The 26,534-nt window shown below is 67.7% G+C and carries 23 protein-coding genes and 1 riboswitch; of the genes, 11 read left to right on the top strand and 12 right to left on the bottom strand.

Annotated features, from left to right (window positions below; translation table 11 throughout):
• The first annotated feature begins 14 nt into the window (after window positions 1-14).
• Window positions 15-1,100 carry a D-alanine--D-alanine ligase gene (gene ddlA / locus ACX9OW_RS15945; protein WP_459062544.1) on the top strand — a complete coding sequence of 362 codons (1,086 nt, stop codon included), beginning with the start codon at window positions 15-17 and terminating at the stop codon, window positions 1,098-1,100.
• A gap of 83 nt (window positions 1,101-1,183) precedes the next feature.
• On the opposite strand, the gene ACX9OW_RS15950 is transcribed toward ddlA, so the two are convergent.
• The 3 genes from ACX9OW_RS15950 to oleC all read right to left on the bottom strand — a co-directional run bounded on the left by ACX9OW_RS15950 (window position 1,184) and on the right by oleC (window position 4,105).
• The gene (locus tag ACX9OW_RS15950; protein WP_004153593.1) at window positions 1,184-1,339 is read right to left on the bottom strand and encodes a DUF1328 domain-containing protein; all 156 of its coding nucleotides are present in this window, start codon (window positions 1,337-1,339) and stop codon (window positions 1,184-1,186) included.
• Between the two features lie 121 nt (window positions 1,340-1,460).
• On the bottom strand, window positions 1,461-2,450 hold the full coding sequence (oleD, locus tag ACX9OW_RS15955; RefSeq protein WP_111186525.1) for a 2-alkyl-3-oxoalkanoate reductase: 990 nt from the start codon (window positions 2,448-2,450) through the stop codon (window positions 1,461-1,463).
• Complete coding sequence (gene oleC, locus ACX9OW_RS15960) at window positions 2,447-4,105, bottom strand: olefin beta-lactone synthetase (protein ID WP_459062545.1); 1,659 nt, start codon at window positions 4,103-4,105, stop codon at window positions 2,447-2,449. Before oleC ends, oleD begins: the two co-directional genes overlap by 4 nt.
• Before the next feature lie 104 nt (window positions 4,106-4,209).
• Between oleC and ACX9OW_RS15965 the strand changes: the two genes are divergently transcribed.
• A complete protein-coding gene (locus ACX9OW_RS15965) occupies window positions 4,210-4,641 on the top strand; it encodes a YkgJ family cysteine cluster protein (protein WP_053518425.1) in 432 nt (143 codons plus the stop codon).
• Between the two features lie 91 nt (window positions 4,642-4,732).
• Here ACX9OW_RS15965 and ACX9OW_RS15970 read toward each other — a convergent pair whose 3' ends face one another.
• The 4 genes from ACX9OW_RS15970 to ACX9OW_RS15985 all read right to left on the bottom strand — a co-directional run bounded on the left by ACX9OW_RS15970 (window position 4,733) and on the right by ACX9OW_RS15985 (window position 10,069).
• Window positions 4,733-5,623, bottom strand: a complete 891-nt coding sequence (locus ACX9OW_RS15970; protein ID WP_053518424.1) for an alpha/beta fold hydrolase — start codon at window positions 5,621-5,623, stop codon at window positions 4,733-4,735.
• 61 nt (window positions 5,624-5,684) lie between these two features.
• Complete coding sequence (locus tag ACX9OW_RS15975; RefSeq protein WP_008264841.1) at window positions 5,685-6,701, bottom strand: 3-oxoacyl-ACP synthase III; 1,017 nt, start codon at window positions 6,699-6,701, stop codon at window positions 5,685-5,687.
• Window positions 6,702-6,804: 103 nt separating this feature from the next.
• Window positions 6,805-7,122, bottom strand: coding sequence for a DUF4156 domain-containing protein (locus tag ACX9OW_RS15980; protein ID WP_053518422.1), 318 nt, complete (start codon window positions 7,120-7,122; stop codon window positions 6,805-6,807).
• Window positions 7,123-7,219: 97 nt separating this feature from the next.
• Window positions 7,220-10,069: a M16 family metallopeptidase gene (locus ACX9OW_RS15985; RefSeq protein ID WP_459062546.1), complete on the bottom strand. Its 2,850-nt coding sequence runs from the start codon at window positions 10,067-10,069 to the stop codon at window positions 7,220-7,222.
• 415 nt (window positions 10,070-10,484) lie between these two features.
• On the opposite strand from ACX9OW_RS15985, the gene ACX9OW_RS15990 reads away from it, so the two are divergent.
• A complete protein-coding gene (locus ACX9OW_RS15990) occupies window positions 10,485-10,961 on the top strand; it encodes an XAC0231 family protein (RefSeq protein WP_065182052.1) in 477 nt (158 codons plus the stop codon).
• A gap of 66 nt (window positions 10,962-11,027) precedes the next feature.
• Window positions 11,028-11,507, top strand: coding sequence for a tRNA (cytidine(34)-2'-O)-methyltransferase (locus tag ACX9OW_RS15995; RefSeq protein WP_061479351.1), 480 nt, complete (start codon window positions 11,028-11,030; stop codon window positions 11,505-11,507).
• A 251-nt stretch (window positions 11,508-11,758) separates the two neighbouring features.
• Here ACX9OW_RS15995 and ACX9OW_RS16000 read toward each other — a convergent pair whose 3' ends face one another.
• Entirely contained in the window at window positions 11,759-12,244 is a 486-nt protein-coding gene (locus ACX9OW_RS16000; RefSeq protein WP_346480096.1) for a hypothetical protein, read from the bottom strand.
• An 82-nt stretch (window positions 12,245-12,326) separates the two neighbouring features.
• Window positions 12,327-13,490 (bottom strand): acyl-CoA dehydrogenase family protein, encoded by a 1,164-nt coding sequence (locus tag ACX9OW_RS16005; RefSeq protein WP_253118428.1) that lies wholly within the window; start codon window positions 13,488-13,490, stop codon window positions 12,327-12,329.
• Window positions 13,491-13,746: 256 nt separating this feature from the next.
• On the opposite strand from ACX9OW_RS16005, the gene ACX9OW_RS16010 reads away from it, so the two are divergent.
• Both ACX9OW_RS16010 and ACX9OW_RS16015 read left to right on the top strand, forming a co-directional pair.
• Complete coding sequence (locus ACX9OW_RS16010; RefSeq protein WP_283219043.1) at window positions 13,747-15,423, top strand: electron transfer flavoprotein-ubiquinone oxidoreductase; 1,677 nt, start codon at window positions 13,747-13,749, stop codon at window positions 15,421-15,423.
• Between the two features lie 65 nt (window positions 15,424-15,488).
• Entirely contained in the window at window positions 15,489-15,890 is a 402-nt protein-coding gene (locus ACX9OW_RS16015) for a c-type cytochrome (RefSeq protein WP_053518416.1), read from the top strand.
• On the opposite strand, the gene ACX9OW_RS16020 is transcribed toward ACX9OW_RS16015, so the two are convergent.
• A complete protein-coding gene (locus ACX9OW_RS16020) occupies window positions 15,884-19,486 on the bottom strand; it encodes an ATP-binding protein (RefSeq protein WP_459062547.1) in 3,603 nt (1,200 codons plus the stop codon). The two genes, ACX9OW_RS16015 and ACX9OW_RS16020, sit on opposite strands and share 7 nt — an antisense overlap.
• Before the next feature lie 75 nt (window positions 19,487-19,561).
• Here ACX9OW_RS16020 and ACX9OW_RS16025 point away from each other — a divergent pair, with 75 nt between their 5' ends.
• From ACX9OW_RS16025 to pnuC, 5 genes are all read left to right on the top strand, one after another.
• Entirely contained in the window at window positions 19,562-20,200 is a 639-nt protein-coding gene (locus tag ACX9OW_RS16025) for a response regulator (RefSeq protein WP_053518414.1), read from the top strand.
• A 256-nt stretch (window positions 20,201-20,456) separates the two neighbouring features.
• Window positions 20,457-20,759, top strand: coding sequence for a glycine zipper 2TM domain-containing protein (locus ACX9OW_RS16030; protein WP_459062548.1), 303 nt, complete (start codon window positions 20,457-20,459; stop codon window positions 20,757-20,759).
• Window positions 20,760-20,882: 123 nt separating this feature from the next.
• On the top strand, window positions 20,883-22,007 hold the full coding sequence (locus tag ACX9OW_RS16035) for a phosphotransferase enzyme family protein (RefSeq protein ID WP_445393933.1): 1,125 nt from the start codon (window positions 20,883-20,885) through the stop codon (window positions 22,005-22,007).
• 43 nt (window positions 22,008-22,050) lie between these two features.
• Window positions 22,051-22,145, top strand: a riboswitch (TPP riboswitch).
• Window positions 22,146-22,215: 70 nt separating this feature from the next.
• Window positions 22,216-24,405 (top strand): TonB-dependent receptor, encoded by a 2,190-nt coding sequence (locus ACX9OW_RS16040; RefSeq protein ID WP_445393934.1) that lies wholly within the window; start codon window positions 22,216-22,218, stop codon window positions 24,403-24,405.
• A gap of 8 nt (window positions 24,406-24,413) precedes the next feature.
• Window positions 24,414-24,986: a nicotinamide riboside transporter PnuC gene (gene pnuC / locus ACX9OW_RS16045; protein WP_053518445.1), complete on the top strand. Its 573-nt coding sequence runs from the start codon at window positions 24,414-24,416 to the stop codon at window positions 24,984-24,986.
• Window positions 24,987-25,002: 16 nt separating this feature from the next.
• Here pnuC and ACX9OW_RS16050 read toward each other — a convergent pair whose 3' ends face one another.
• Together ACX9OW_RS16050 and ACX9OW_RS16055 are read right to left on the bottom strand one after the other, a co-directional pair.
• Window positions 25,003-25,422 (bottom strand): hypothetical protein, encoded by a 420-nt coding sequence (locus ACX9OW_RS16050; protein WP_111186518.1) that lies wholly within the window; start codon window positions 25,420-25,422, stop codon window positions 25,003-25,005.
• Between the two features lie 73 nt (window positions 25,423-25,495).
• Window positions 25,496-26,470 carry a Dyp-type peroxidase gene (locus tag ACX9OW_RS16055; RefSeq protein WP_074902309.1) on the bottom strand — a complete coding sequence of 325 codons (975 nt, stop codon included), beginning with the start codon at window positions 26,468-26,470 and terminating at the stop codon, window positions 25,496-25,498.
• Window positions 26,471-26,534 lie beyond the last annotated feature (64 nt).

Raw genomic sequence — 26,534 nt, forward strand, 5'->3', positions numbered from 1 at the left:
ACATCGCATTGCCCATGAGCAGGACCCGGGTCGGCATCATTTTCGGTGGTACGTCCTCCGAGCACGAAGTCTCGCTGCAGTCGGCGAAGAACATCCTCGACGCACTCGACCACGAGCGCTTCGAGCCGGTGCTGATCGGCATCGACAAGCAGGGCCGATGGCATCTGAGCCAGGCCGGGAGCTTCCTGCTCAACGCCGATGATCCGGCGCGCATCGCGCTGCACCGGTCCGGCGTCGCGCTGGCGGTGCACCCGGGCGCCGGACAGGCGCAGCTGCAGCCCGCCGATCCGGCTGCCGTGCTCGGCCAGATCGACGTTGTCCTGCCGATCGTGCATGGTCCGCTGGGTGAGGATGGCGCGCTGCAGGGCCTGCTGCGCATGGCCAACCTGCCCTTCGTCGGTTCACCGGTGCTGGGCTCGGCCGTGGCCATGGACAAGGACGTGACCAAGCGCCTGCTGCGCGATGCCGGCCTGCAGGTGGCGCCCTGGCAGTGCATCCGTCGCCACCAGGCTGCGACCATCGATGTCGACGGCGTCATCGCCCAGCTCGGTCTGCCGCTGTTCGTGAAGCCGGCCAACCAGGGTTCGTCGGTGGGGGTGAGCAAGGTCAAGGACGCTGCCGGCTTCGCGGCCGCGCTGGAACGGGCGCTGCGCTACGACCACAAGGTTCTGGTGGAAGCGGCCGTGGCCGGCCGCGAGATCGAATGTGCGGTGCTCGGCAACGAGCAGCCGCAGGCCAGCGTGTGTGGCGAAGTGGCGGTGCACGACGAGTTCTATGCCTACGACACCAAGTACCTCAACGAGAATGGCGCCGACGTTGTGGTCCCGGCCGACATCGATGATGCCACCCAGCAGCGGATCAGGCAGATCGCCCTGCAGGCGTATCAGGCGCTGGAGTGCGCCGGCATGGCCAGAGTGGATGTGTTCCTGACCGGCGATGGCCGCGTCGTCATCAACGAGGTCAACACGCTGCCGGGCTTCACCCGCATCAGCATGTACCCGAAGCTGTGGGGCGCCAGTGGCGTGGATTACACCACGCTGATCACGCGCCTGATCGAACTGGCGCTGGAACGGCACGAAGCCGATCAGAGGCTGCTGTAGGCCAGGCAGTACCCGGTACTACAGCAAACAACCGCTTCCGCCGGAGCAGTACCGGCCATCGACCGGCACTGCTCCGGGGCTCACTAGCCGCGCTTGCGGAACATCGAGATCACCGCCAGGACCAGGAACACCACGAACAGGATCCAGGCAATGTTGCTGGCCGCGCCGGCGATGCCGGAGAAACCGAGCACGGCGGCGATGATGGCGATGACGAAGAAAATGACGGCGTAATGCAGCATGGCGCTCCTCGCAGATATTCGGCCGTGGGTGGCGTGGGGTCCATCCTCCCGGTCCGGCGGTGTGCAACCGGTGATGGCCGGTTCTGCGCGCGATGAAGTCTTCAGCGCCGTGAGGCTGCCGTCATGACGACGCGGCCTGCAGCCGACGCAGCCCTTCCTCGATGCTGACCTGCGGCACATAGCCGAAATCACGGCGCGCCGGCTCCATGCTGTACCAGTGCGGCGTGCACAGCTGCTCGGCGAGGAAACGCGTCAACGGCGGCTCGCCGCGCAACCGCAGCAGCGGCCACAGGCGCTCGCAGATCGCACCGATCCGGTAGGCGGTCCTGAAGCTGATTGCCTTCTCCACAGGGGGGGCGCCCACGGCCTGCAGCAACTTGTTGACCAGCTCGCGCATCGGCAGTGGCTCGCCATTGGAGATGAAGTAGGCCTTGCCGGCGCAGGCCGCCGCCGGGCCCAGCGCCTCGAATGCCAGGAAGTGCGCCAGCGCGGCGTTGTCGATGTAGGTGGTGTCGACCTTGTTGCTGCCATCACCGACCAGGCGCAGCCGGCCCTGCCGTGCGCGCTCGGCCAGGCGCGGCACCAGCTGCTGGTCGCCCGGCCCCCAGATCAGGCGCGGGCGCAGCGCCACCGTGGCCAGCGTCGCGTCGTTGGCGGCCAGCACCCGTTGTTCGGCGATCGCCTTGGTCGCCGCGTACGGCGCCTGGAAATCCTCGCCGTAGGGCACCTCGTCCGCGCCCAGTCCTTCCACCGGGTGGGTGGCACGATGGGTCACGCTCGGTGTGGAGGTATAGACCAGCCTGCCGATGCCATGCGCACGGCAGGCAGCGATGACATTGTCGGTGCCGACCACATTGGCCTGGTGGTAGCTGTCGTAACTGCCCCAGGCGCCGGCCTTGGCACCGTTGTGGAACACCGCATCGACACCGGCCACCGCATGCAGCACGGCCTGCGGGTCCGCCAGGTCGCCACGGATCTGGCCCACTCCCAGCGCCTGCAGCGCCGGGTAGTGGCTGCGGTTGAATGCCAGCACCTGGTGGCCGCGCTCGACCAGCCCGCGGCACAGCGCCTGGCCAAGGAAACCACCACCACCGGTGACCAGGATCTTCATGCGCGCTTCTCCAGTTCGGCGCTGGCCCAGACGGCGAGCTTCTCGCGGCCGATCTTGGCGTTGTGACGGATATCCACGGGAAACGCCGGATGCACCAGGAAGTGCTGCAGCCCGGCCTCGGGCAGGCGTGCGCCGGCAAGGGCGCGCAGCGCTTCATGCAGCGCCGGGCTGTCGGACTGTCCACGCTGCAGCTCCACGCACAGGACCGGCACCTGCGCGCCCGCGGGACCCACGCCGACCAGCGCGGTGCGTGCCACGCCCTGCACCGTGTTGAACACCGGCTCGACCTGTTCGGTGTAGAGCGGGCCGTGCGGGGTTTCCACGCGCTGGGTCTTGCGTCCGCAGAACCACAAACGGCCCTGCGCGTCGAAATAGCCGACATCGCCCATGCGATGCACGATGCGGGTACTGCCATCGGCCAGCGTTTCGGCAATCTTCGCCGCAGCGGTGGCCTGCGGACGATTGAAATAGCTGTCGGTGGCGGTGGGGCCGGCCACGGTGATCTCGCCCACCTCGCCGGTGGTCAGCACGCGTACCTGCGACCAGTCGGCCAGCGGTGCATCGTCGATGGCGATGATGCGCACTTCGTTCGGGGCCACCACGTTGCCCACGCAGGTACCCGCACCGCCCTCGGTGGCCGCACGGGTGCGCTCCAGTTCATGGCCTTCCACCACCGCCACCGGCAGGCATTCGGTGGCACCGTACGGCGTCCAGAACTGCGCGCCGGCCGGCAGCAGGCCACGGATGGTGGCGACCACATCCGGCGGAACCGGGGCACCGGCCGAGGTCACCCGCGTCACCGACGGCAGCGGCCGGCCATGGCGGGCCAGGACCCGCATCAGCGCAGGCGAGCCGAACAGCTGGGTCACGCCGAAGCGTTGGATCGCATCATGCAGGCGTGCCGGATCGGCCTGCGCGGGCCGCGTGGGGTCCATGTCCGGGATCACCGAGGTCAACCCCAATGCGGGATCGAACAGGGCGAAGGGCGGGAAGGTCGGCAGGTCCACCCCGCCGGCCTCCATGCCGAAGGCGCTGCCCAGCAGCTCGATCTGGCCCAGGAAATGGCGATGGCGGTAGACCACGCCCTTGGGCACGCCCGTGGAGCCGCTGGTGAACAGGATCGCGGCCATGTCCTCGCCATCGGTGGCCGCCAGCATCGGCCCGGCCTGCGCGCCCGCGCGCTCCAGCGCGGCCAGGGTGGTCCCGCCCCAGGCCAGCCGCCGTCCCACCGTGACCAGGCGGGTCGCCGACGGCGCCCAGCGCAGCGCCAGCCGTGCCACGTGGGCCAGCGGGATGCCGATGAAGGCCTCCGGCTGGGCTTCGTCCAGGCACTGCTTCAGCGCGCGCCGGTCGATGCCGGGATCGACCAGCACCGGCACCGCACCCAGCTTGAACAGGGCGAACATCAGCAGGAAGAACTCCGGCGAGGGCCGCACCATCACCACCGTGCGCACGCCGCGCCCGATCCCGTAGCCGGCCAGGCCGGCGGCCATGGCGTCGCTGCGGGCATCCAGCTGCCGATAGTCCAGGGTCACATCGTAGGCCGCCATGCCGTTGCCGGCGCCGCGGCGGCCGGGGCAGCGGATGGCGATCTGGTCGGGGCGTTCACGGGCCAGTTCAGGCAACCGCGCAGCAATGTTGCAGGGTCGGTTCATCCGTTCATTGTCGCCGCTTACGGAATTTCTTGCGCGGCGGCTCACTTCGTGGAAAATCCGCAGCCTCGTTCCCGATTCCGACTGCCGCCCGAGGCGGCTTGCCCATGCAACACCCCTGCATGACCTGCGGCGCCTGCTGCACCCAGTACCGCGTGGCCTTCCACTGGATGGAATCGGACGAGGTCACCCCGGGCGGCGTGCCCCACCAGCTGACCGAAGTGCTCGACCCGCATCGCCTGTGCATGCGCGGCACCCACTCCAAACCGGTGCGCTGCGTGGCACTGGATGCGCAGATCGGCGTGTATTCGCGCTGCACGATCCACCCCAACCGGCCCAGCGTGTGCCGCGAAGTGGATGCCTCATGGGAGTACGGCAAGGCCAGCCCGCAGTGCGACAAGGCCCGCATCGCCTACGGCCTGGACCCGCTGACGCTGGCCGACTGGCGCTGGCGCGACGAGGCGGACAACGACGACGATCATCCGGACGACAACGGCAGCAGCCCGTCGTCTCCGCCGCAGGCGCCGATCGCGGCGTGACGGTCGGGGTCGGGCCCGTTTCCGGCACGGAAGGGCTCTGACCCCTGTACGACAGCGCCGGGCATGGCCCGGCGCTACCGAGGGGATCCGATCAGATCGGGTTCGCGTCCAGGAAGGCGCGGATCTCCGGCACCAGCACCTCGTGCTTGTCTTCCAGCACGTAGTGGCCCGCGTCCTTGAAGGCATGCACCTGGGCCTGCGGCAGCGCCGCCTGGAAGCCCTGCAGGAAATGGTGGTCGAACACGAAGTCGCGCAGGCCCCAGCCTATGAAGGCCGGGCGATCGGCAAACGACGGCAGCGCCTTGCCTGCACGCTCCAGCAGCGACCACGCCTTGTCGGCCGGGCCCAGCGGAATGTCCTGCATGAAGCGGATGGTGCTGATGCGGTTGGCATAGCTGTTGTACGGCGATACATACGCGCGGCGCACGTCGGCGGGCATCTTCCGCTCAACGCCCAGCCACGATGCGCCGGCGGAGAAGGCATTGAAGGTGCGGATGATCCACTCGCCGATCTTCCAGTGCCGTCCGAGCGCGATCTGCCACGGCATCTTCTTCGCTGCCGGCATCGGGAACGCGGCGGTGTTGAGCACCACCAGCCGCTTGACCTGCGCGTGGTGCGACAGCGCCCAGCCAAAGCCGATCATGCCGCCCCAGTCGTGCACGGCCAGGGTCACCGGGCCGGTGATGCCCAGGTGCCTGAGCAGCGCATCCAGGTCATCCACGCGCGATTGCAGCGTGTACGCATAGCCACGGTCATCGGGCTTGTCCGACAGGCCCATGCCGATGTGGTCGGGCACGATGCAACGGTACTTGTCCGACAGGCCGGCCACCAGCGTGCGCCAGTAATAGCTCCACGACGGATTGCCGTGCACCATCACCACCACCTCACCGTCGCGCGGGCCCTCGTCGAGATAGTTCATCGACAGGCCAGGGCGGACCTCGAAGCGTTGGGGATGGGCGGGGTAACCGGGAAGCTTGGACATCAGGTCGCACCTGTAAAAAGGGCCGGTAGTACCGGCCCCAGGATTCAACGCAGGGGTCTGTTTACCAGACCACTTCGGCCATCGAGCAGTTCAGGCCCGAGCCGATGCCCAGAAGCGCGATGCGATCACCCTTCTTCAGCTTGCCCAGCTGCTTGAGCTTGCTCAGCACGATCGGTACCGACGCCGGGCCGATGTTGCCGTGCTCGCCGAAGATGGTCATGACCTTCTTCGGGTCGATGCCGAAGTTCTTGATGAACGCTGCGGTGTGCGGCTGGCTGACCTGGTGGATGACGAACTGGTCCAGTTCTTCCACCGCCCAGCCCAGCGCGATCTTGGCCGCAGTGAACGTCTTCTGCGCCAGCTTGATGCCTTCGATCAGCAGCAGGCGGGTGTCGGTCACCATGCGGTCCAGGTTGCCCAAGCACAGCTGGTTCCATTCGGTCGCCGAACGGGTGACGCCGCCCTTGTAGCGCGGGGCATCCGGCACCAGTTCCGAGCGCGCCATCACCATGGCGGCAGCGCCCGAACCGGTGGTCAGCGCCGCCAGTTCGTTGCGGAAATCGTCGGCGGTGACGTCCGGCGCGGTCATGCGCTCCAGCGTCTTCTCGTACACCAGGTTGGCGGTTTCGCCGTCCACCACCAGCGCATAGTCGATGTCACCGCGCTCGATCATGCGCGCTGCGATGTCCATGCCGTTGATGAAAGCCAGGCAGGCATTTGCGACATCGAACGTCATGCATTCGTCGCTGACACCCAGATTGCCCGAGACGATGGAGGCCGTGGACGGCTCCAGGTAGTCGCGGCTGACCGAGGTATTGACCAGCAGGCCGACCTGGGTGGCTTCGATGCCGGCATCTTCCAGTGCCTTGCGACCGGCCATGGTGGCCGCGTCCGAGGCCAGCACGCCGTTGTCCCACAGGCGGCGGGCGTGGATGCCGGCGATATCGCCGAGCACGTCGGTGCGGATGCCCAGCCGGTCCAGCGTCGGCTGCAGGCGTTCGTTGATTTCCTTCGTCGTCAGCGTATGAGGCGCATCGACGTGTGCCAGGCCGGCGATCGAGACATTCTTGAAGAGCATCGAGGTTAGCGCCAAGGCTCAGGCAAAAGGGGGCGCTATTCTATAACCCCCCGGGCCTTCACCGCATCTTTACGAATTCAGGCTTGCCCGTATGGTGAAGGATTCAGCGCGGCGGGCACTGGAAGGCGGCAAAGCGCTGGCTGCCATCGGCCGGCGGTGCGGCGGCCTGTACGGCATTGGCGCCGGCGCTGGGGGCCTCGTTGCGGGCCAGCGTTTCCAGTTCTTCCTGCACGCGCAGCGGGTTGCGGTTGTAGAAGCCGACCTTGCTCTTCACGGTGACCACCACCTCGCCCTTGGTGATGCAGCCGGTCGGCGCCGGCCCGGCCGGCAGCACGCGGACGGTCTTCCCGGCCGGTTCGATCGGCACCCAGGTACAGGCGGTGACGGTGAGCAGCAGGGAGGAAAGCAGCAGAACGCGCATGGGCAGATCCTGGAAGGGTATGAGGGGGATTCTGCCTGAACCGCCTGAATCGAGGGTAGCCGGGAGGCCTGCCCGCCGTGGCGGGCAGGCCTGTCCCTTACTTCTTGACCGGCTTGCCTTCGGCATCCAGCACGGTCACCTCGCCCAGGTTCAGCGCGCGCACGGCCGCCTCGGTCTGCTTGAGGTCGCCCACCACTACCCAGGTCAGCGCCTGCGGCTTGATCTCGGCCGCAGCCTGCTGCACCTGGGCCGGCGTCATCGCCTCGATCTCGGCCTTGCGACGCAGCACATAGTCATCCGGCCGCTTGAACTGCACGATGCTGCTGATGGTCGCGGCGACCGCACTGGCGGTCTCATAGGCGCCCGGCAGGCTCAGCGTCTGGATGTTGCGGATGCGGTTGACCTCGGCAGCGGTGGCCGGCTTGCTGCCCGTGCTGAACTCGACGATTTCCTTCTGCATCTCGGCCAGCGCCGGGCCGGTCTTGTCGATCTGCACGGGGGCACTGGCCGCCCACGGCCGCTGTCCGACCGAGTTCGGCGCACTGCTGCGCGCACCATAGGACCAGTGCTTGTCCTCGCGCAGGTTCATGTTCAGCCGCGAGGTGAAGTCACCGCCGATCACACCGTTGGCGATATCGAAGCGGGTCGAGCTGGCGTCACTGGACGGTGGTACCACCTGGCCGGCGAACAGGTTTGCCTGGATCGCGCCGGGCTGGTCGATCAGGAACACGCGCGGGCCCTTCGGCAGCGCCACATCGGTGGCCGCCTTCACCTGCGGCGCATCGCCCGTGGCCTTCCAGTCGCCCAGCTGCTTGTCCAGCAGGGGCACGATCTCGGCCAGCGTGGTATCGCCCACCACGATCAGGGTGCCGTCCTGCGGGCGCAGCCAGTCGCGGTGGAAGTCGACCAGATCCTCGCGGGTGAGGCTGCTGATGGCCGCTTCATCACCGCTGCCGGTGAACGGAATGGCGTACGGATGGCCTTTGCCGTACAGCAGCGGCGGCAGCACGCGCATGGCCACCGCGTTCGGGTTGACCTTCTCCTGCTGGATGCCGGCGATCCAGGTGGCCTTGACCCGGTCGATCTCGGCCTGTTCGAAGCGCGGCTCGCGCAGCAGATCGCGGTACAGGGCCAGCGATGGCACCAGGTTCTCCTTCAGTGCCGACAGGTCCACGGTCACCGAATCCAGGCCGGCACCGGCGTCCAGGCTTGCACCCAGCGCATCGGCGGCATCGGCGAAGGCCAGCGAGCCGAGCTTGCCGGCGCCTTCGGTCATCAGGTTCATGGTGAAGTTGGCGGTGCCCGGCTTGCGGCCCTGGTCGGCGGTGAATCCACCCGGGAACTGGTAGCTGAACTGCACCACCGGAATCTCGTGGCGCTCGGCCAGCACCACCTGGGTGCCGTTCTTCAGCGTGGCGCGCTGCAGGGCGGGGAACTTCAGCTGCGGGAATTCACGGGTCTGCGGCACGCCGGCCTTGCGGTCCACCTGCTCCGGCAGAGTGCTGTACTTCGGGTCCACCGCCGGCACGTTGAACGGCTTCGGCGCCTGTGAGGGATCTTCCTTCAGCGCCACGCGCTCGCCCGGTTCGACCACCAGCGTGTGGCTGCCGACGTCCAGCCACTGTGCGCCCAGGCGCTTCAGGTCGGCCGCGGTCGCCTTGTCGATGTTGGCCAGCGACGTGCGGAAGCAGCCCGGGTCGCCGGTGTAGACCGCGCATTCGGCCAGTGCGTCGGCCTTGCCACCGAAACCACCGATGCGCTCGATGCCGCGGATGAACGCTGCGCGCGAGCCGGTCTTGGCACGCGCCAGCTCGTCGGCCGTGGGGCCCTCCTTGATCAACCGGTCCAGTTCTTCGTCGATGATCTTCTCGACCTTGGCCGGATCCTGGCCCTGCTTCACCGTGGCCATGACGATGAAGTTGGAACCCAGCTGCGAGGCGTAGGCGCCGGCGCTGATGTTGTCCACCAGCTTGTCCTGGTGCTGCAGTCGCTGGCTCAGGCGCGAGGACTTGGCGCCGCCGAGCACATAGGCCAGCAGCTGCAGCTGGTCGACGTCGGTGGTGCCGACCTGCGGCACGTTCCAGGCGCGGTAGATGCGCGACTGCGGCACCTTGTCGGTCATCGTCTCGCGGGTGTCGGCCGGGCGCTTGGCCACGTCGACCTTCGGCTGCGCCATGCTCGGACCGGCCGGGATGCTGCCGAAGTAACGGGCCACCTTCTCCTTGGCGGTGGCCACGTCGATATCGCCTGCCAGCACCAGCACCGCGTTGTTCGGGCCATACCAGGTGCGGAACCAGGTCTTGACGTCATCCAGCGAGGCCGCGTTGAGGTCGTTCATCGAGCCGATCACGCTGTGGTGATATGGGTGGCCGGCCGGGTACATCGCACGGTTGAGCTTCTCCCAGGCCTGGCCGTAGGGCTGGTTCTCGCCCTGGCGCTTCTCGTTCTGCACCACGCCACGCTGCTCGTCCAGCGCCGCCTGGTCGATCGCACCGAGCAGATGGCCCATGCGGTCCGACTCCATCCACAACGCCATGTCCAGCGCGGTGGTCGGCACGTTCTCGAAGTAATTGGTGCGATCGGTATTGGTGGTGCCGTTCTGGCCGGTGGCACCCACCTGCTTGAACGGTTCGAAATACTCGCCGTCGTGGTTTTCGCTGCTCTGGAACATCAGGTGTTCGAACAGGTGGGCGAAACCGGTGCGGCCCGCAGGCTCGTCCTTGCTGCCGACGTGATACCAGACGTTGACCGCCACGATCGGCGCCTTGCGATCGGTATGCACGATCACGCGCAGCCCGTTGGGCAGGGTGAACTGCTCGAACGGAATATCGACCTTGGCCGGCGTGACCGTCTTGGCCGCCAGTGCAGGAGTGGGCGCGAGCGTGCCCAGGGCAGTGCTGAGGGCAACAGCGAGCAGTGCAGCACGCGGGCGCAGGGCGAGAGACATTTCCGGATCCTTGGTCACGTTGGTGAAGCCCGATCCTAGCGTGCCCATCCGGTGCCCGGAATCCGCCAGCAGTCACTGGGGGTGTTTGCCCTCGCAGCCGTTCAGGGCCTTGTCGACGGCCCCCGACAGCAGTCACGTCTCCCCCGCCCCCGCGTCCGGACAGTGTCCGCGCCCCCTCGGATGGACAGGTGTCCGCCCCGCGGACACTTTCAGGCGGAATAAAAACCCTTTCAAATCAATGATTAAAAGTTGGCACGGGGTTTGCTTGGTACTTCCTGCGCCAAGAAGGGCTTCAGACAAAAGCTGACTGAAGACTGAACAAACGCAAGAAATCGAAAATTTCCCTTGCATCCCCCGAATTGGTGTTCTACCTTACTACCACACCACCGATCAACAACACTAAACAGGCCCCGTCATGAACGCCAAGACCATTGCCATCGCCATCGCCCTGATCGCCGGCACCGCGGTTGTTTCGTCGGTGCAGGCCTCCGAATCCATCAAGACCCTGGCCACCGTGCAGGTTCGCCCGGCCGCCGACCAACTGGCCCAGCAGGCCTGGGAACAGGCCAGCGGCATTCCGACCCTGGCCACCGTGGAAGTGCGCCCCAGCGCCGACCAGCTGGCCGAACGCGACGGCTTCACCGCCGCCCCGGTCGCCGCCGCCCTGCCGATCACCACCCTGGCCGCGGTGGAAGTGCGCCCGAGCCTGGAACAGCGCGTCGCCCTGGCCGCCGAACTGGAAGCACAGCGCTACGCAGCCACCCTGGCCGCCGCCGCCACCAGCGTTGCCAACCAGGTGATCGTCAACCTGCCGACCCTGCAGGTGCGTCCGAGCGCGGCCGACCTGCAGGCCCTGGCCACCGAAACCGCCCAGGTCCTGCTGCGCCCGTAAGCGGTGCCCGCCCTGCCCTGGCAGGGCGTGCGCCGTACTGGCAGCCGTCGCAGGTACACTGCGCCGATGAATGCCGCACCCCAGTTCCACGTGATCCTGTTCCAACCGGAAATCCCGCCCAACACGGGCAATGTGATCCGGCTCTGCGCCAACACCGGCGCGCAGCTGCACCTGGTCGAGCCACTCGGCTTCGCACTGGAAGACAAGCAGCTCAAGCGCGCCGGCCTGGACTACCACGAGTACTCGCGCCTGCAGGTGCACCCCGACCTGGACACCGCGCTGGCGCGGATCGCACCGAATCGGTTGTTCGCACTCAGTACCCGCGCCAGCGTGCGCTACGACAGCGTGGCCTTTGAAGAGGGCGATGCCTTCCTGTTCGGCCCGGAAAGCCGTGGCCTGCCGCAGGACGTGCTCGATGCACTGCCGGATGGCCGGCGCCTGCGCCTGCCGATGCGGCCGGACAACCGCAGCCTCAATCTTTCCAACACCGTTGCCGTGGTGATGTATGAAGCCTGGCGGCAGCACGGGTTTGCCGGCGGCGCGTAATTTGCGTGTGTCACTTTCTTTGCTCGCGCAAAGAAAGTAACCAAAGAAACGCGCCGCCGCCCGCGAGCCGGTGCTGCGCACCGGTACCCTGCGCTCCTCGGCCCGCCGGGGGACGGCGCGGAACTCGCTGCGCTCAGACACCCGCGCCTCTTCGCCCCCGCCGGACCTGCGGTGCTCGGCTCGCTTCAAGGCGGACCCAACAGCCGCGCGGTAGATCCACGCCATGCGTGGATGCCTTCCGCCTGGATCAATCAGGAGTGGGCGCCCTTGCGTTGCCCGGGGCGCGTGCGATTGCCGACAGAAGAAAACTCCAGACCATCAATATCGGCATGCGCACCGCACATGCCCAAGCCCGTCACCGTCGGGTCGATCCCGCCGGATGAGACTCTCAGCGCACCTGCATGTTTCTCGATAGCCACTGTGCCTAGTTCGGACTGATGAATCAGTTTTCCGCCTTCTGGCTTCATATGCAGCACGAAGGAGCAGACGTGCTGCATCGCCTGGGTACTGTGCAGCTCAACCCTATAGCCTAGTGATTCTTCGACGATCGACAGGCGGTCCCTGAACCCATCGCGGCAACTACGTCCGTTGCCAGGTTCGGTACACAGATCGCTCGCCTGCGAATAGCTGCCTGCCCATGCCCCATCATCTCCGTCGCCTGCCCACGCCATCTGCAGCACGGAGGCTTGGAAGAGCAACGGGAGACACAGCAGCCTTACAACGGGATTGTTCTTCATTCAGCTTGCATCTCCGGATAGGCGTCCCATGTCGCCCACCCTACTCGGCAACGCCGGCCAGCGGCCGGCACTACCGGTGCACTCAGAACGCGTTGATGCCGGTCAGTTCGCGGCCAATCACCAGCTGATGCACGGTCTCGGTGCCTTCATAGGTGATCACCGATTCGAGGTTCAGCGCGTGCCGGATCGCCACGTGTTCGGTGGTGATGCCAGCCCCACCGAGCAGATCGCGACACTCGCGGGCGATGTCGATGGCCATGCGGCAGTTGTTCCACTTGGCCAGGCTGACCTGCTGTGGCTGCAGCTGGCTGGCTTCCTTCAGCCGGCCCAGTTGCAGGGCCAGCAGCTGGGCGGTGGTGATGCGGCGGGCCATTTCCGCCAGCTTGATCTGCGCGCTCTGGGTGGCGGCCAGCGGGCGGCCGAACAGCACGCGCTCCTTGGCGTAGCCCAGCGCTTCATCCAGGCAGGCGATGGCCGCGCCGATCGGGCCCCAGCTGATCCCATAACGCGCCTGGGTCAGGCACCCGAGCGGCCCCTTCAGGCCCTTCACGTTCGGCAGGCGGTGGCTGTCGGGCACGCGCACATCGTCGAAGAACAGCGCGCCGGTCAACGAGGCGCGCAGGCTCATCTTGTGCTTGATTTCCTGCGTGGTGAAACCGGCCATGCCCTTCTCCAGCACGAAGCCCTGGATGCCGTCCTCGGTCTGTGCCCAGACGATGGCCAGGTCGGCCACCGGGCCGCTGGTGATCCACATCTTGCTGCCGCTGATGCGCCAGTCGCTGCCGTCGCGTACCGCTCGGGTCTTCATGCTGGCCGGGTCGGACCCACCGTGCGCCTCGGTCAGGCCGAAGCAGCCGATCAGTTCGCCGCGTGCCATCGCCGGCAACCACTGCTGGCGCTGTTCCTCGCTGCCGTACGCGTAGATGGGATACATGCACAGCGAGCTCTGCACCGAAACGAAGCTGCGCAGGCCCGAATCGCCGCGCTCCAGCTCCTGGCAGATCAGGCCATAGCTGACCGCGCCGAGGCCACCGCCACCGTATTCGGCCGGCAGTGTCGCGCCCAGCAGGCCCAGCGATGCGATCTCCGGTACCAGTTCGGCCGGGAAGCGCGCCTGGTCAAATGCATCGCCGATGATCGGCAGCACGCGCTCGTTGGTGAAACGGGCCACGCTGTCCTGTACGGCGCGCTCTTCCTCGCTGAGCAGGGAACGGACATCGAACAGGTCGTACGGATCCAGGGCCATGGCACTCACACGCAGTCGGGACCGGGCCATTGTCGGTCATCCGGGAAGCGCGTGCCGACCAGGGTCGGCACCCACCCGGCTGCGGGCGTGCGCTGCAGTGCAGCAATCACGACGTGAACATCGGCGATCTAGCTCGATCACGCCCGTCCCGGTACCCTGACACATTCAAACAACCGTTTCGCCGTGGCTGCACGCGCGATTTCCAGGCAACCGCCGGTGGCCCTGCTACCGGCACTACCCACGAGTCATGCAATCGATGAGCGCTGAAGCCAACGCCCTGCCCCCGCGTGAAGTAATGGAGTTCGACGTGGTGATCGTCGGTGCCGGCCCAGCCGGGCTGGCCACCGCGATCCGCCTGCGCCAGCGTGCGATCGAAGCCGGCCGCGAACTGTCGGTGTGCGTGCTGGAGAAGGGCTCCGAGCCCGGTGCACATGTTCTGTCCGGTGCGGTGATGGACCCGCGCGCCCTGACCGAACTGTTCCCGGACTGGGCCGAACGCGGCGCACCGCTGAAGCAGAAGGTCACCCGCGACGAGTTCCTGTTCCTCAGCGAGACCGGGTCGCGCAGCACGCCCAATGCGCTGCTGCCGGAGTGCTTCCACAACGAAGGCAACTACATCATCAGCCTGGGCGAAGTGACCCGCTGGCTGGCGCAGCAGGCCGAGGCGCTGGAAGTGGCGATCTTCCCCGGCTTCGCCGCCGCCGAGGTGCTGTACGGCGACACCGGCGAAGTGATCGGCGTGGCCACCGGCGACATGGGCATCGAGAAGGACGGCAGCATCGGCCCGGCCTTCGAGCGCGGCATGGCACTGCACGCCAAGTACACGGTCTTCGCCGAAGGCGCGCGCGGCCACCTCGGCCGCCAGCTGATCGCCCGCTACAAGCTGGACGAAGGCAAGGACCCGCAGGCCTACGGCATCGGCATCAAGGAACTGTGGCAGATCGACCCGGCCAGGCATGAGCCGGGCCTGGTGGTGCACGCCGCCGGCTGGCCGCTGGACAGCGACACCTACGGCGGCGCGTTCCTCTACCACGCCGACGGCGGCAAGGTCGCCATCGGCTACGTGGTCGGCCTGGACTACAAGAACCCCTGGCTGAGCCCGTTCGAGGAATTCCAGCGCTTCAAGACCCATCCGGATATCCGCAAGCATCTGGAAGGCGGTACCCGCATCGGCTACGGCGCGCGTGCGATCACCGCCGGCGGCCTGCTGTCGCTGCCGAAGACGGTGTTCCCCGGTGGCGCGCTGGTCGGTTGCGAGGCCGGTTATCTCAACGCCAGCCGCATCAAGGGCAGCCACGCCGCGATCAAGACCGGCATGCTGTGCGCCGACGCCGCGTTCGACGCGCTGGCCGCCGATCGCCAGCACGATGAACTGAGCGCCTATCCGCAGGCCTTCGAAGCCAGCTGGCTGTTCACCGAACTGCAGCAGGCCAAGAACTTCAAGCAGTGGTTCAAGAAGGGCCAGACCGTGGCCACGCTGATGACCGGTGTGGAGCAGTGGCTGCTGCCCAAGCTGGGCGTGCGCAACCCGCCGTGGACGCTGCACCGTACGCAGCCGGACCACGCCTGCCTGGAGCCGGCGGCCCAGCACACCCGCATCAGCTACCCGAAGCCGGACGGGGTGCTGACCTTCGACCGTCTCAGTTCGGTGTTCCTGAGCAGCACCAACCACGACGAGAACCAGCCCAGCCACCTGACCCTGAAGGACCCGAGCATTCCGGTGAAGGTGAACCTGGCCGAGTACGCCGGCCCGGAAGCGCGCTACTGCCCGGCCGGCGTGTACGAGTTCGTTGGCGAAGCCGACAACGCACGCCTGCAGATCAACGCGCAGAACTGCGTGCACTGCAAGACCTGCGACATCAAGGATCCCACCCAGAACATCGTCTGGGTGACCCCCCAGGGCGGCGGCGGCCCGAACTACTCGGGCATGTGACCGCAGCGGGCTGCGACCGCGTGTCGCAGCCCGGCCCGCGGCGGCCACGGCTATCCTCTCCGCCCATGCGTGCCTTCCGTCTGCTCCCTGCCCTCGTCCTGCTGCTGGCGTGCAGCGGCTGCCAGCGCACGGCCACGCCACCGGCCACGCCTGAGCAGGCGCGACAACAGGCGATGCAGCGCGCATTCGAACTGTGTGCGGGCTGCCACACGGTGCAGGCCGGTGGCATCCACCGGTTCGGCCCCAACCTGCACGGTGTGATCGGACGCCGCGCTGGCAGCCTGCCCGACTATGGCTATTCGCAGGGCATGCGCCGGGCCGACATCGTCTGGACCGCGCAGACCCTGGATGCCTTCCTGCAGTCACCAACGCAGCAGGTGCCCGGCACGCGCATGTACAACGCGTTTCCCAGCGCCGAACGACGTGCGCTGGTGATCGCTTACCTGCAGCAGCAGTCCGCTCAGTGAGACAGCCCCTGCAGCTGCTGCTGCAGGCGTGACAGGAACGCCTGGACCTCGGCGAACAACGGCGCGCTGTCCACTTCTCCGGCGTCTTCCAGGCGTTCGACCAGGGCATTGGCCTGCGTTGCCAGCGCATGCGCACCCACCGCCCCGAGCCCCCCGGCCTGGCGATGCAGGTGCAGGGCGGCGGCCTCGCGGTCGCCGGCCTGCACCGCACGCTGCACGGCCGCGATATCCACCTCGCTGGCCTGCAGCAGGGTGGCGGCCAGCTGCACGGCGACCGCATGCGAACCGAAGCGCCGCTGCAGGCCCGCCAGGTCCAGCGATGCGTCGCCCTCCACCGCTGCGGACGACTCGGCGGTCGCCTCCGGTGCCACGGACGCCTGCGGCAGCCATCGCATCAACGCCGCGCGCAGCGTAGCCAGCGACAACGGCTTGGCCAGCACCTCATCCATGCCGGCCTCGCGGCAACGTCGCGCGTCGTCGTCCAGCACGCTGGCCGTCAATGCCAGTACCGGCATGCGCGCCTGGCCCTGGCGGCCTTCGCGCTCGCGCAGCAGGCGGGTGAACGCAAAGCCATCGAGAACCGGCATGCGGCAATCGGTGATCACCAGGTCGAAGTGTTCCGACGCCAACCGGTCCAGCGCCTGCTGGCCATCACTCACCAGCACGTGCGGAAGGCCCAGCTGCTGCAGCCGCCAGGCCATCATCGCCTGGTTGGTCGGATGATCCTCGATCACCAGCACGCGGCTCTGGCGCAGCGCGGTCGGCAGCAGCGCCGCCTGCTCGTGCTCGCTCGCCAGCACGGCGACGTCCTCGATGCCGGCTTCCACCAGCGACAGACGGACCTCCGCGCGGGTGCCCTCGCCGAGCGTGCTCTGCAGGGTCAACGTGCCGTCCATCATCTGCACCAGCCGCTGGCAGATGCTCAGGCCCAGGCCGGTTCCGCCGTGGTCGCGCTGGATGTATGCACCGGCCTGGGTGAACGGCGCGAAGAGGTGCTGCAGCTGTTCCGGCGCGATGCCCATGCCGGTATCGATGACGCTCAGGCACAACGGCTGACTGCCATCGGTGGTGGTCGGCCCGAGCACCTCCAGCCGCAGCCACACATCGCCCTGCGCGGTGAACTTGATGGCATTGCTGAGCAGGTTGAAGACGATCTGCCGCAGGCGCACGCCATCCACTTCATGCGCCGCAGCCAGCTGCGGATCGATCTGCACGTGCAGGGCCAGGCCACGCGCGCTGGCCTGCGCCGACATCAGCCGGCACACGCCTTCCAGCAGGGTCCGCAGTGACAATGGCACCGGTTCCAGGCGCAGCGCACCGGCTTCGATGCGCGAGTAGTCGAGGATGTCATCGAGGATCTGCCGCAGCATCTGCGCAGAATCCTCGATCACGGCAAGGATGCGCTGCTGTTCTGCATCCAGCGGCGAGTGCGCCAGCACTTCCAGCATGCCCAGTACACCGCTCATCGGCGTGCGGATCTCATGACTCATCGTGGCCAGGAAGCGTGATTTGGCCTCGGCCGCCTGTTCCGCCTCGATCTTGGCCGCCGCCAGCGCATCGGCCTGTACGCGTGCCTGGGTCACGTCCACCCAGTAGCCGCTCCAGGTGACGGCGCCGGCCTCGGTGGCGTAAGGGTGAGCCTGGCTGCGTACCCAGCGCGCGGGCGTGCCGTCATCACCCGGCAGCAGGCGGAACTCGAAGGCCAGCGGCGCGAACTGGCGGGCCGCCTGGTCGATGGCCTGCAGCACGGCCTGGCGGTCGGTGTCCTCGATCCGCGCCAGCAGCGCCTGCGCATCCTGCTCGGCACGCTGCCGCGGAATGCCGAACAGTGCCTGCAGGTCGCCTGCGATGAAGGGGAAGGCCAGGCTGCCGTCCGCGTCGCGACGTGCCTGGTAGACCACCGCAGGCAGATTGTCGGTGACCTCGGCCAGGCGCTGCTCCAGATGGCGGCGACCGGCCACCTCCCGGCGCAGCCGCCAGTGACCGACGCCATGCACCACCGCCCCGGTCAGCAGCACCAGCAGCAGCGGAAGCCCCCAATGCAGCACGGCGTCCCAGTCCACGCCACTGCGATATTCCACGGCCAGCCAGTCGCCCCGCAGCGCCTCATGCTCCCGCGGTGACATCTGCAGCAGCAGGCGGTCGAAGGTGGTCGCCAGGGCGGCATGGCGACGGTCGACAGCCAGCGCCAGCTGGTCGCCGAATCCGGCCGGCGCAAGGATCTGCAGACGGCCCGGGAAGCGGTTGCGCAACAGGTGATCGACCAGGACCAGGTTGCCCACGTAGGCATCGGCCTCGCCATTGGCCAATCGCTGCAACGCCTGCTCGCCACTGCGCGCGGGAATGATCTTTGCCCGTGGCGCCTGCTGCAGCACGTAGCCGCGCAGGCGTTCCGGGTCGGACAGCAGCACGCGCTTGCCCTGCAGATCGGCCAGCCCCAGGATCGCCGGGCTGTCGCGCGTGCCGACGATCACGCTCGGCACGCTGATGAAGGGCTGGCTGAACACCCAGTCCGGCCCCAGGTAGCGCGAATCGGTGGGAATGCCCATCACCGCCTGCACCTCACCCTGCAGCGCCTTCTCGCGCACCTCGAACCAGTCGTGGCTGGTTTCCACCTCCAGGTTGGCGCCGACCTGGATCAGCCGCCGCAGGTACTCGCTGGTCAGGCCGCTGGGCTGGCCGTCGTCGTCGGTGAACGAAAGCGGCGCGGCATTGGGCGCGAAGGTGATCTTCAACGGCTGCTGCAGCACGCGCTTTTCGGCCTGGCTCAGGGCCAGCTGCGCCGACGCGGACCATTCCGGAGGCCGCAGCCAGCGCTGGGCCAGCGCGTCCCGCTGCGCCTGGCTGGTGGCAGCCAGCGCAAGATCCAATGCCTCGGCCAGCGGTTGCTTGCTGTTGGGGACGCCGAAGTGCGCCCGCTCCGGCGGCAGATCGCTGGGCCGCAGCAGCACCACTCCCTTCAGCTGATGGGCCGCGATCAGCTCGGTGGCGACATAGGCATTACCGATATAGACGTCGGCCTTGTCGTCTCTGACCATCTGCAACGCCGCCAAAGTGCCATTTGCGACAAGTTGTCGAGCGCGTGGAAACCGTGCACGCACCTGCGGTGCGGTCAGGAAATCCTGCTCGATCACGACGCGCAGTCCGTCAAGATCCGGCATCTCCGAAGCACGCAGGTCTCCAGGTCGTCCGACCACCGCCAGCGGCGCTTCGACATAGGCCGAGGTGTAGACCATGCAACGGGTTCGGTCGGCACTCAGGCCGATGTTCATGACCACATCGATCTCGCCCCGGCATGCCGCGTCCAGCACGGATGTCCAGTCCGGATAGCGGCGTGCCTCGACTTTCACGCCCAAACGACGAGCCAAAAGCGACAAGTAGTCCGGTCCCAGGCCGACCTGCTGGCCTTCGTGGATCGACTCGAAAGGGGGCCAACCGCTGTCATACTGCCCGACGACGATGCGAGGGTGCGCGGTCAGGTATTCGCGTTGCAGGGGACTCAACGGCAATGGGCCGGGCGCGAGTTGCGCCCAAGCGACGGCAGGACCCAACATGGCCAGCAGCAGGACCCGCCCGCGAACAGCCCAGCTACGCATCGGCGTTGATCTCCTAGAATCCTGCCAGGAGCCGCGATGGTCGCGGCCCGGCGTGCCCGGTGGTCATACTAGAGCATGAGCTTGCGCATCATCATCGCAGACGACCACCCCGTGGTCCGTATCGGAACCCGCGCCGTCATCGAGTCCAGCGGCGTTGGCCAGGTCGTCGGTGAAGCCGACAGCGCCCAGGCGCTGATGGCGCTGCTGACCAGCCAGCCATGCGACCTGCTGGTCACCGACTATTCGATGCCCGGCAGTCCCCAGGCCGATGGCTTCGCCATGATCGGCATGATCCGGCGCCGCCATCCCGACCTCAAGGTGCTGATGCTCAGCGTTTCCAGCAACCTGGCGATCCTGCGCATGGTGCTCGACAGCGGCGTGCTCGGCCTGGTCGACAAGAGTTCGTCGATGGACGAGCTGCCGCAGGCGATCCAGGCGGTGAACCGCGGCCAGCTGTATATCAGCCGCAGCCTGCGCGAGCGGGTCGAGGCCGCCGGCAGCTGGCGCATGCGCGAAGGCGACGGCAAACCGCTGTCGCCGCGCGAACTGGAGGTGCTGAGGTTGCTCGGCACCGGCATGACGGTGAAGGAGATCTCGGTGCAGCTGCACAAGAGCGTCAGCACCATCAGCCGGCAGAAGGGCGATGCGATGCTGAAGCTGGGCCTGAAAGGCGATGCGGAGCTGTTCGACTATCTGCGTGACGGCAAAATCTGAATCCTGTCCATCCGGCCATTGAACTTTCAGGCAGGCTTCATGCCGCCTGACGCTAGATGAATACGCACGCCGCCCAGTGGCCCACGCAATGTTCCGGCAATCTCCGGGCGCCAGCGTGGTCACTACGGCAGCCAGGGCGCCCGCGCCCTCCCTGCCCACCGTGGCATGCCCCTACAGGAGAACCGAACATGCTCAGTACTTCCGCTCTCAGCTTCCGTGGCGTGGCGATGGCCCTGGCCCTGCTGCCGGTGTCGCCGTGGTCAGCGACGCCAGCGCCATGTCGAGGAAGGACAAGCGCACCGTCGTCGGTGCGGTGGTGGGCGGCGTCGCCGGCCACCTGATCTCCAACGGCGATCCGGCCGCCACCGTCGGCGGTGCCGTGGCCGGCGGCGCGATCGGCAACCTGACCACCCCGGACCGCCACGACCGTCGTTATGACCGCCGCTACGACCGCGGCTACGACCGGGGCTATGGCTATCGGGACCGCGGTCATGACCGCCGCTGGCGCGACAGCGACCGCCGTTACTATCACGACCGCGGTCGCCATCGCGGCTGGTAACCCTCGCCGGCACTGCCCGGCATCACCGGCAACGGGCGGGTCGATGACCCGCCCGTTTGCGTCCGGGCCGTCCATGGCGTTGAATGCGCAGCCCTGGATGACTCCTTTGCCCCCGGCCCCCGCATGACCTCCACCGCCCACCGCGTGCAGGGCCTCAACAACGATGAGGTCGCTGCCGACTGGCCCGCGATCGATGCAGCCGAGGTTGCCTGGCTGGCCCGCCGTTATCCGGTGCTGGACGCGGACAGCGCCCTGCGTTGGCACAGCCCCCGGCCGTTGTCGGCCGCCGCGCTGGTCGAGGGTACCCGCGGCCGGGTGTTCATCAAGCGCCACCACCGCAGCGTGCGCAGTGCCGCCTGCCTGCAGGAAGAACACCGCTTCATCGCCCATCTGGACGCTGCCGGCATGCCGGTGGTGAAGGTTCTGCCCACCGCCGGAGGCGACAGCGCCATCGAGCATGGGCCTTGGACCTATGAACTGCATTCACCGGGGGTGGGTGACGATCTGTACCGCGACGCCGCCTCCTGGACGCTGCTGACGGACATCGCACGGGCGCGTTCTGCCGGACGCATGCTGGCCCGGCTGCATCAGGCCGCCGCCAGCTACCACGCCCCGCAGCGCAGCACGCATGTCCTGGTGGCACGCGACGAGCTGATCCGCGCCGCCGACCCCATCGGCGCGCTGGAAGCGGGTCTTCCCGACCGCCCGGGACTGGCGCGCTACCTGGCGCGGATTCCGTGGCAGGCGCAGCTGCGCCGCGACGTCCTGCCCTGGCATGCCGGCCTGGCCGAGCGCCTGTCCGCCGAGCCGCCGCTGTGGGCGCACAACGACTGGCATGTGTCCAACCTGCTGTGGCGCGGCGACGACGTCAGCACCGTGCTGGATTTCGGCCTCGCCTCACCCACCAGCGCGCTGTTCGACCTGGCCACCGCGATCGAGCGCAATGCCGTGGCCTGGCTGGAGCTGGAGCGGGGCCATGAGGCGGTGCGCATCGACATCGCGCTGGCGCTGCTCGACGGCTACCGCGAAGTGCTGCCGTTGTCGGCCACCCGCCTGCACCTGCTGGCGGACCTGCTGCCGATGGTCCACTTCGACTTCGCACTGTCCGAAGTGGAGTACTTCGAAGGCATCACCGGCTCGACGGCGAACGCCGATGTCGCCTGGTATCCCTTCATGCTGGGCCATGCCGCGTGGTTCGCCAGCGCACCCGGCCAGGCCCTGCTGCAGGCGCTGCATGCCGCCGCCTGAAGGGCATCGGCTCGCAAATCCCTGCCATCTGTAGTGAAATAGCGGCCTGAAGCGGGGGTGCCTGGATCTGCAGGCTGAGAGAGTCCCTTGGAACCTGATCCGGTTTGCACCGGCGTAGGGAGCTTTGAGCCGCAACCACACCCCCGTTCCGGGCCGGTGCACCTGCGCGCCGTCGCTTCGTCTCCCCTGTTGTCCGAAGACGAATCGAATGAACCGCTGCCTGCGTCCCACCCTGCTCGCTCTCGCCCTCTGTGCCGCGCTGCCACTGCATGCCAGCGAGGCTGGAGCCTCCCCCGACCTGGCAGCCGACAGCGGCGAACGTTCGCCCACCGAGCTGGCAGCGGTCCGCGTGCAGGCCGGCAGGCCGGCGGCCGACAGCGCGCGGGTCAGTGCGTTCGGCAGCGGATCCTGGAAGGACACCCCGGCCTCGGTGAACGTGCTCGAACGCGACTACCTCGACCGTCGACAGGTGCGCTCGTTGTCCGAACTGGCCAGCAATGACGCCTCGCTCGGTGATGCCTACGCGCCGGTGGGCTACTACCAGAACGTCGCCATCCGCGGCTTCGCGCTCGATGCCGCCACCGGCTACCGCTTCAACGGCCTGGCCATCGCCGGCGAACAGCGGCTGGCGCTGGAGAACGTGCAGGCGGTGGAGATCCTGAAGGGTGAAGCCGGCCTCGCCGCGGGGGTGATGGCACCCGGCGGCATCATCAACTACATCGGCAAGCGCCCGGCGGAAGTGCGCACGGCTACCCTTGGCACCGATTCGGAAGGCTCGCGCTATGCCGCCGTCGATGTCGGCCACTGGATCACGCCGCGTTTCGGCATCCGCCTCAATGCCGCCTGGGAGGGCAGCGAGTCCTACGTCGAGCACGCCGACGGCCGCCGCAACTTCTATTCGCTTGCAGCGGACTGGCTGATCGGTGAGCGCGGCAAGCTGGAAGTGGACGCCAACTACCAGACCAGTTCGCAGCGCTCGGTGTCCGGTTACCAGCTGCTGGGCGCACGGGAGCTGCCTCGTGGCGTCGACCGCGAGCACCTGCTGGGCTATCAGCCGTGGCAGCGCCCGGTGGAGATCGCCAGCACCAACATCACCGCCGTACACACCTACGACTTCAACGAGCGCTGGCAGTCGCGGCTGTCGGTGGGCCACAGCCGCTCGGTGATCGACGACAATGTCGCCTTCGCCTATGGCTGCTACTACGCCGACGCATGCGCTGACGGCAGCGTGCCCGGCAACTACTTCGCCCCCAACGGCGACTACGACATCTACGACTACCGCAGTCCGGACGATACGCGCCGCAACCAGCAGGCGCGCGCCGAGCTGCGTGGCCGCTTCGACACCGGCAGCGTCGGCCACCAGCTGACGGTCGGCGCCGACACGTTCCGCCGCACGGTGGACAGGCGACCGAGCGTCAACGAGTACGTAGGCAGCAGCAACATCCACGACACGCAGGTGCCGGTGTACGAGCCCTCGCCGCTGATGCCCGGCCCGTCCGCACGGCGTCTGGACAGCCGCCAGACCGCCGTGTTCGCGCTGGACCGCATGCAGTTCGGCGATGACTGGCAGTGGCTGGCCGGTGGCCGCTTCGTCCGCCTGGACGAGCGCGCGTACGACAAGCGCGGCACGCCGCAGCGGCACAGCCGGCTGTCGCGCTTCCTGCCGCAGACCGCGCTGGTATGGAAGGCCACCGACCAGCTCAACGCGTACGCCAGTTATGTGCGCGGCATTGCGCTGGGCCAGGAGGCACCGTTCTGGACCTCCAACGCCGATGCCTTCCTGCCGGCGGTGCAGTCACGGCAGCTGGAAGCCGGCGTCAAGTACGTGCCAGCTGCCTCGCTCACCCTGGGCGCCGCGCTGTTCCGCATCTCGCAGCCCTACCAGTACGCCATGCCGGATGACAGCGATGCCGGTTACACCTTCGTCGAGCGCGGCACGCAGACCCATACCGGCCTGGAGCTGACCGCCAACGGCCAGCTGACCGATGCGCTGCAGATCGTCGCCAGCGCCAGCGTGCTGCAGGCGCGTGCACGCGATACCGGCACGCCGGGCCAGGAAGGCCATCAGCTGGTGAACGTGCCGAAGGTGCGTGCCAGTGTGCACCTGGCCTACGCACTGCCGTTCGTGCAGGGCCTGGATGTCACCGGTGGCTGGCGCTATGCCGCCGCCAATGTGGCCCGTGCCGACGGCGGCGTACGCGCGCCGGACTATTCGGTGTTCGATGCCGGCCTGCGCTTCCGCCACCGCGTGCATGAGCGCGCCGTGACCTGGAACCTGTCGGTGGACAACGTGTTCAACCGCTTCTACTGGCGCGACACCGGCAGCAGCGGCGGTGACTACTACCTGTTCCCCGGCGCACCGCGACAGGCACGCCTGTCGGTGACGTTCGCGCTGTGAGCGGCGCCGTGCTCGAGTGGACCGCCGCGCTGTGCAGCGTGCTGGGCGTATGGCTGATGGCGCGCCGGCGGCTGGCAGCGTGGCCGGTTGGCCTGCTGTCGGTGGCGCTGTACGGCCTGGTGTTCGCCGAGGCCAGGCTGTACTCCGACACGCTGCTGCAGGTCGCCTTCGCCGGCTTCCTGGTCTATGGCTGGATCAACTGGCGCCAGCACGCCGCCGATGAGGGCAGCATCCGCATCGTGCCCCTGGCACGCGGAAAACTGCTGCGTGACCTGATCATCGGCCTGTGCGGCGGCGTGGCGCTGGGCACGGTCATGCACACCTTCACCGATGCGGCGCTGCCATGGCTGGACGCGATGCTGACCGCCCTGAGCCTGGTCGGCCAGTGGTGGCAGGCGCGCCGCCATGTGGCGTGCTGGTGGGTGTGGATCGGGGTGGACGTGGTCTATGTGGGCGCGTACCTGTTCAAGTCGCTGCACGTCACGGCCGCGCTGTATGTGTTCTTCCTGGGGCTGGCGGTATTCGGCCTGCGCGCCTGGAGTGCGGCGGCGCGGGAGCGCGAGCTGCTGCCGGCGCGGTAGTGCCGCGCGGTACACCTCACTTCGGCTGCAGCACCAGCCCCAACCGCAACGGCTGGCGCATGTCGCCCGGTGGCGCCGACGACAGCGGCGCCGACTGCAGTGTCGCGCGCAGATCCGCGTCCGCCTGCGCATCGCCGAGACTGTCGAATTCCAGTTTCGCGATGCGGCCATCGGCTGCGATCCAGAGGCTGACCGGCAGCGGCGTGGGCACCTGTGGGTGCGCCTGCAGCCAGGCCAGCACGCGCTGCACCTTCGGGTCCTGCTCCTGCTGCAGGCGCTGCTGCAGTTCACTGCCTGCCGTGGCGGCGTAGGCCATCCAGTGCGGTGGAGCCTCCTCGGCCGAGACGGCCCCGGCGCCGCCCAGCGCCAGAAGGCCGATCAGCGATGCCAGCGGTCGCCACCATCGGCGACGGTCGGCGCGAAGTACGGATTCCATGGCAGCACCCTCATGCAGTCGTCCAGCGCTCCATCGTCGACGGCGCGGATGACAGGCAGATGGCGGGCAGGCATCACCCGCCCAGGTCGGCCAGCACCTTGCGCGAAGGCGCGAAGAAGGTCACGCCGGTCATCGCGGTGGAGAAGTCCAGGATGCGGTCATGCAGCGGCGCAGGGTTGCCGATGAACATGCGCTCGAGCATCTTCTCGATCACCCACAGGCGGCGCGTGTAGCCGATGAAGTACGTACCGTACTCACCGCGCCCCGGATTGGCGAAGGGCATGTTGTCGCGCAGGATGTCGTGCTCGCCGTCGGCGTCCTCGATGGTGCACAGCGTCTTGTGCGACTTCTGCGCGTCGGCCGGCGCATCGTCCAGCTCGGTGTTGTCGTGCTTGGTGCGGCCGATGATCGCCTCCTGCACCTCGGTCTTCTGCGCGCGCCATGCGTCGAGGTTGTGCAGGTACTTCTGCACCACCACGTAGCTGCCGCCGGCATGCGCGGGATCCTCGTCGCCGACGATCGTGGCTTCCGGCAGCGACAACCCTTCGGGATTGGCCGTGCCGTCAACGAAATCGAGCAGGTCGCGGCCGTCGAAATAGCGGAAGCCGGCCACCTCATCGACCGTCTCCACCGCATCGCCGAACGCCATCAGCAGGTTGCGCTCGAACGCCACGATCAGGTCCATCGTGCGTGCCCGGATGTGGTACAGCAGATCGCCCGGGGTCGACACCGCGGTGTGGGTGGCGCCCTTGATCTCGCGGAACGGATGCAGCTCGCGCGGCGGCGTGCTGCCAACCAGCGGCTGCCACACACGGTGGCCGATCGCCACATTGCAGGTGAAGGTCCGTTCGATCTCGCGGATGGCCGTGTTCTTGATCAGGTCATCGGTGCTGGCCAGCACGTCGCGCACCTTCGCGATCGAGTCCGCATCATCCTTCACCTTCAGCACCAGGAAGGCGGCCGAGTGGGTCAGCGGCGCAGTGATCTGCTGCGGCTCGTTGTCGAGCGTGTGATTGAGGGCGGTGATCGGTGCGGGCTGGGAATTCACGGCAGTTCCTGCGGGCTTGAGGCGGGCGCATCGCGCATGGCGCGGCGATGTGCGGGCGATCATA

It is taken from the genome of Stenotrophomonas genospecies 5, from assembly GCF_054473825.1.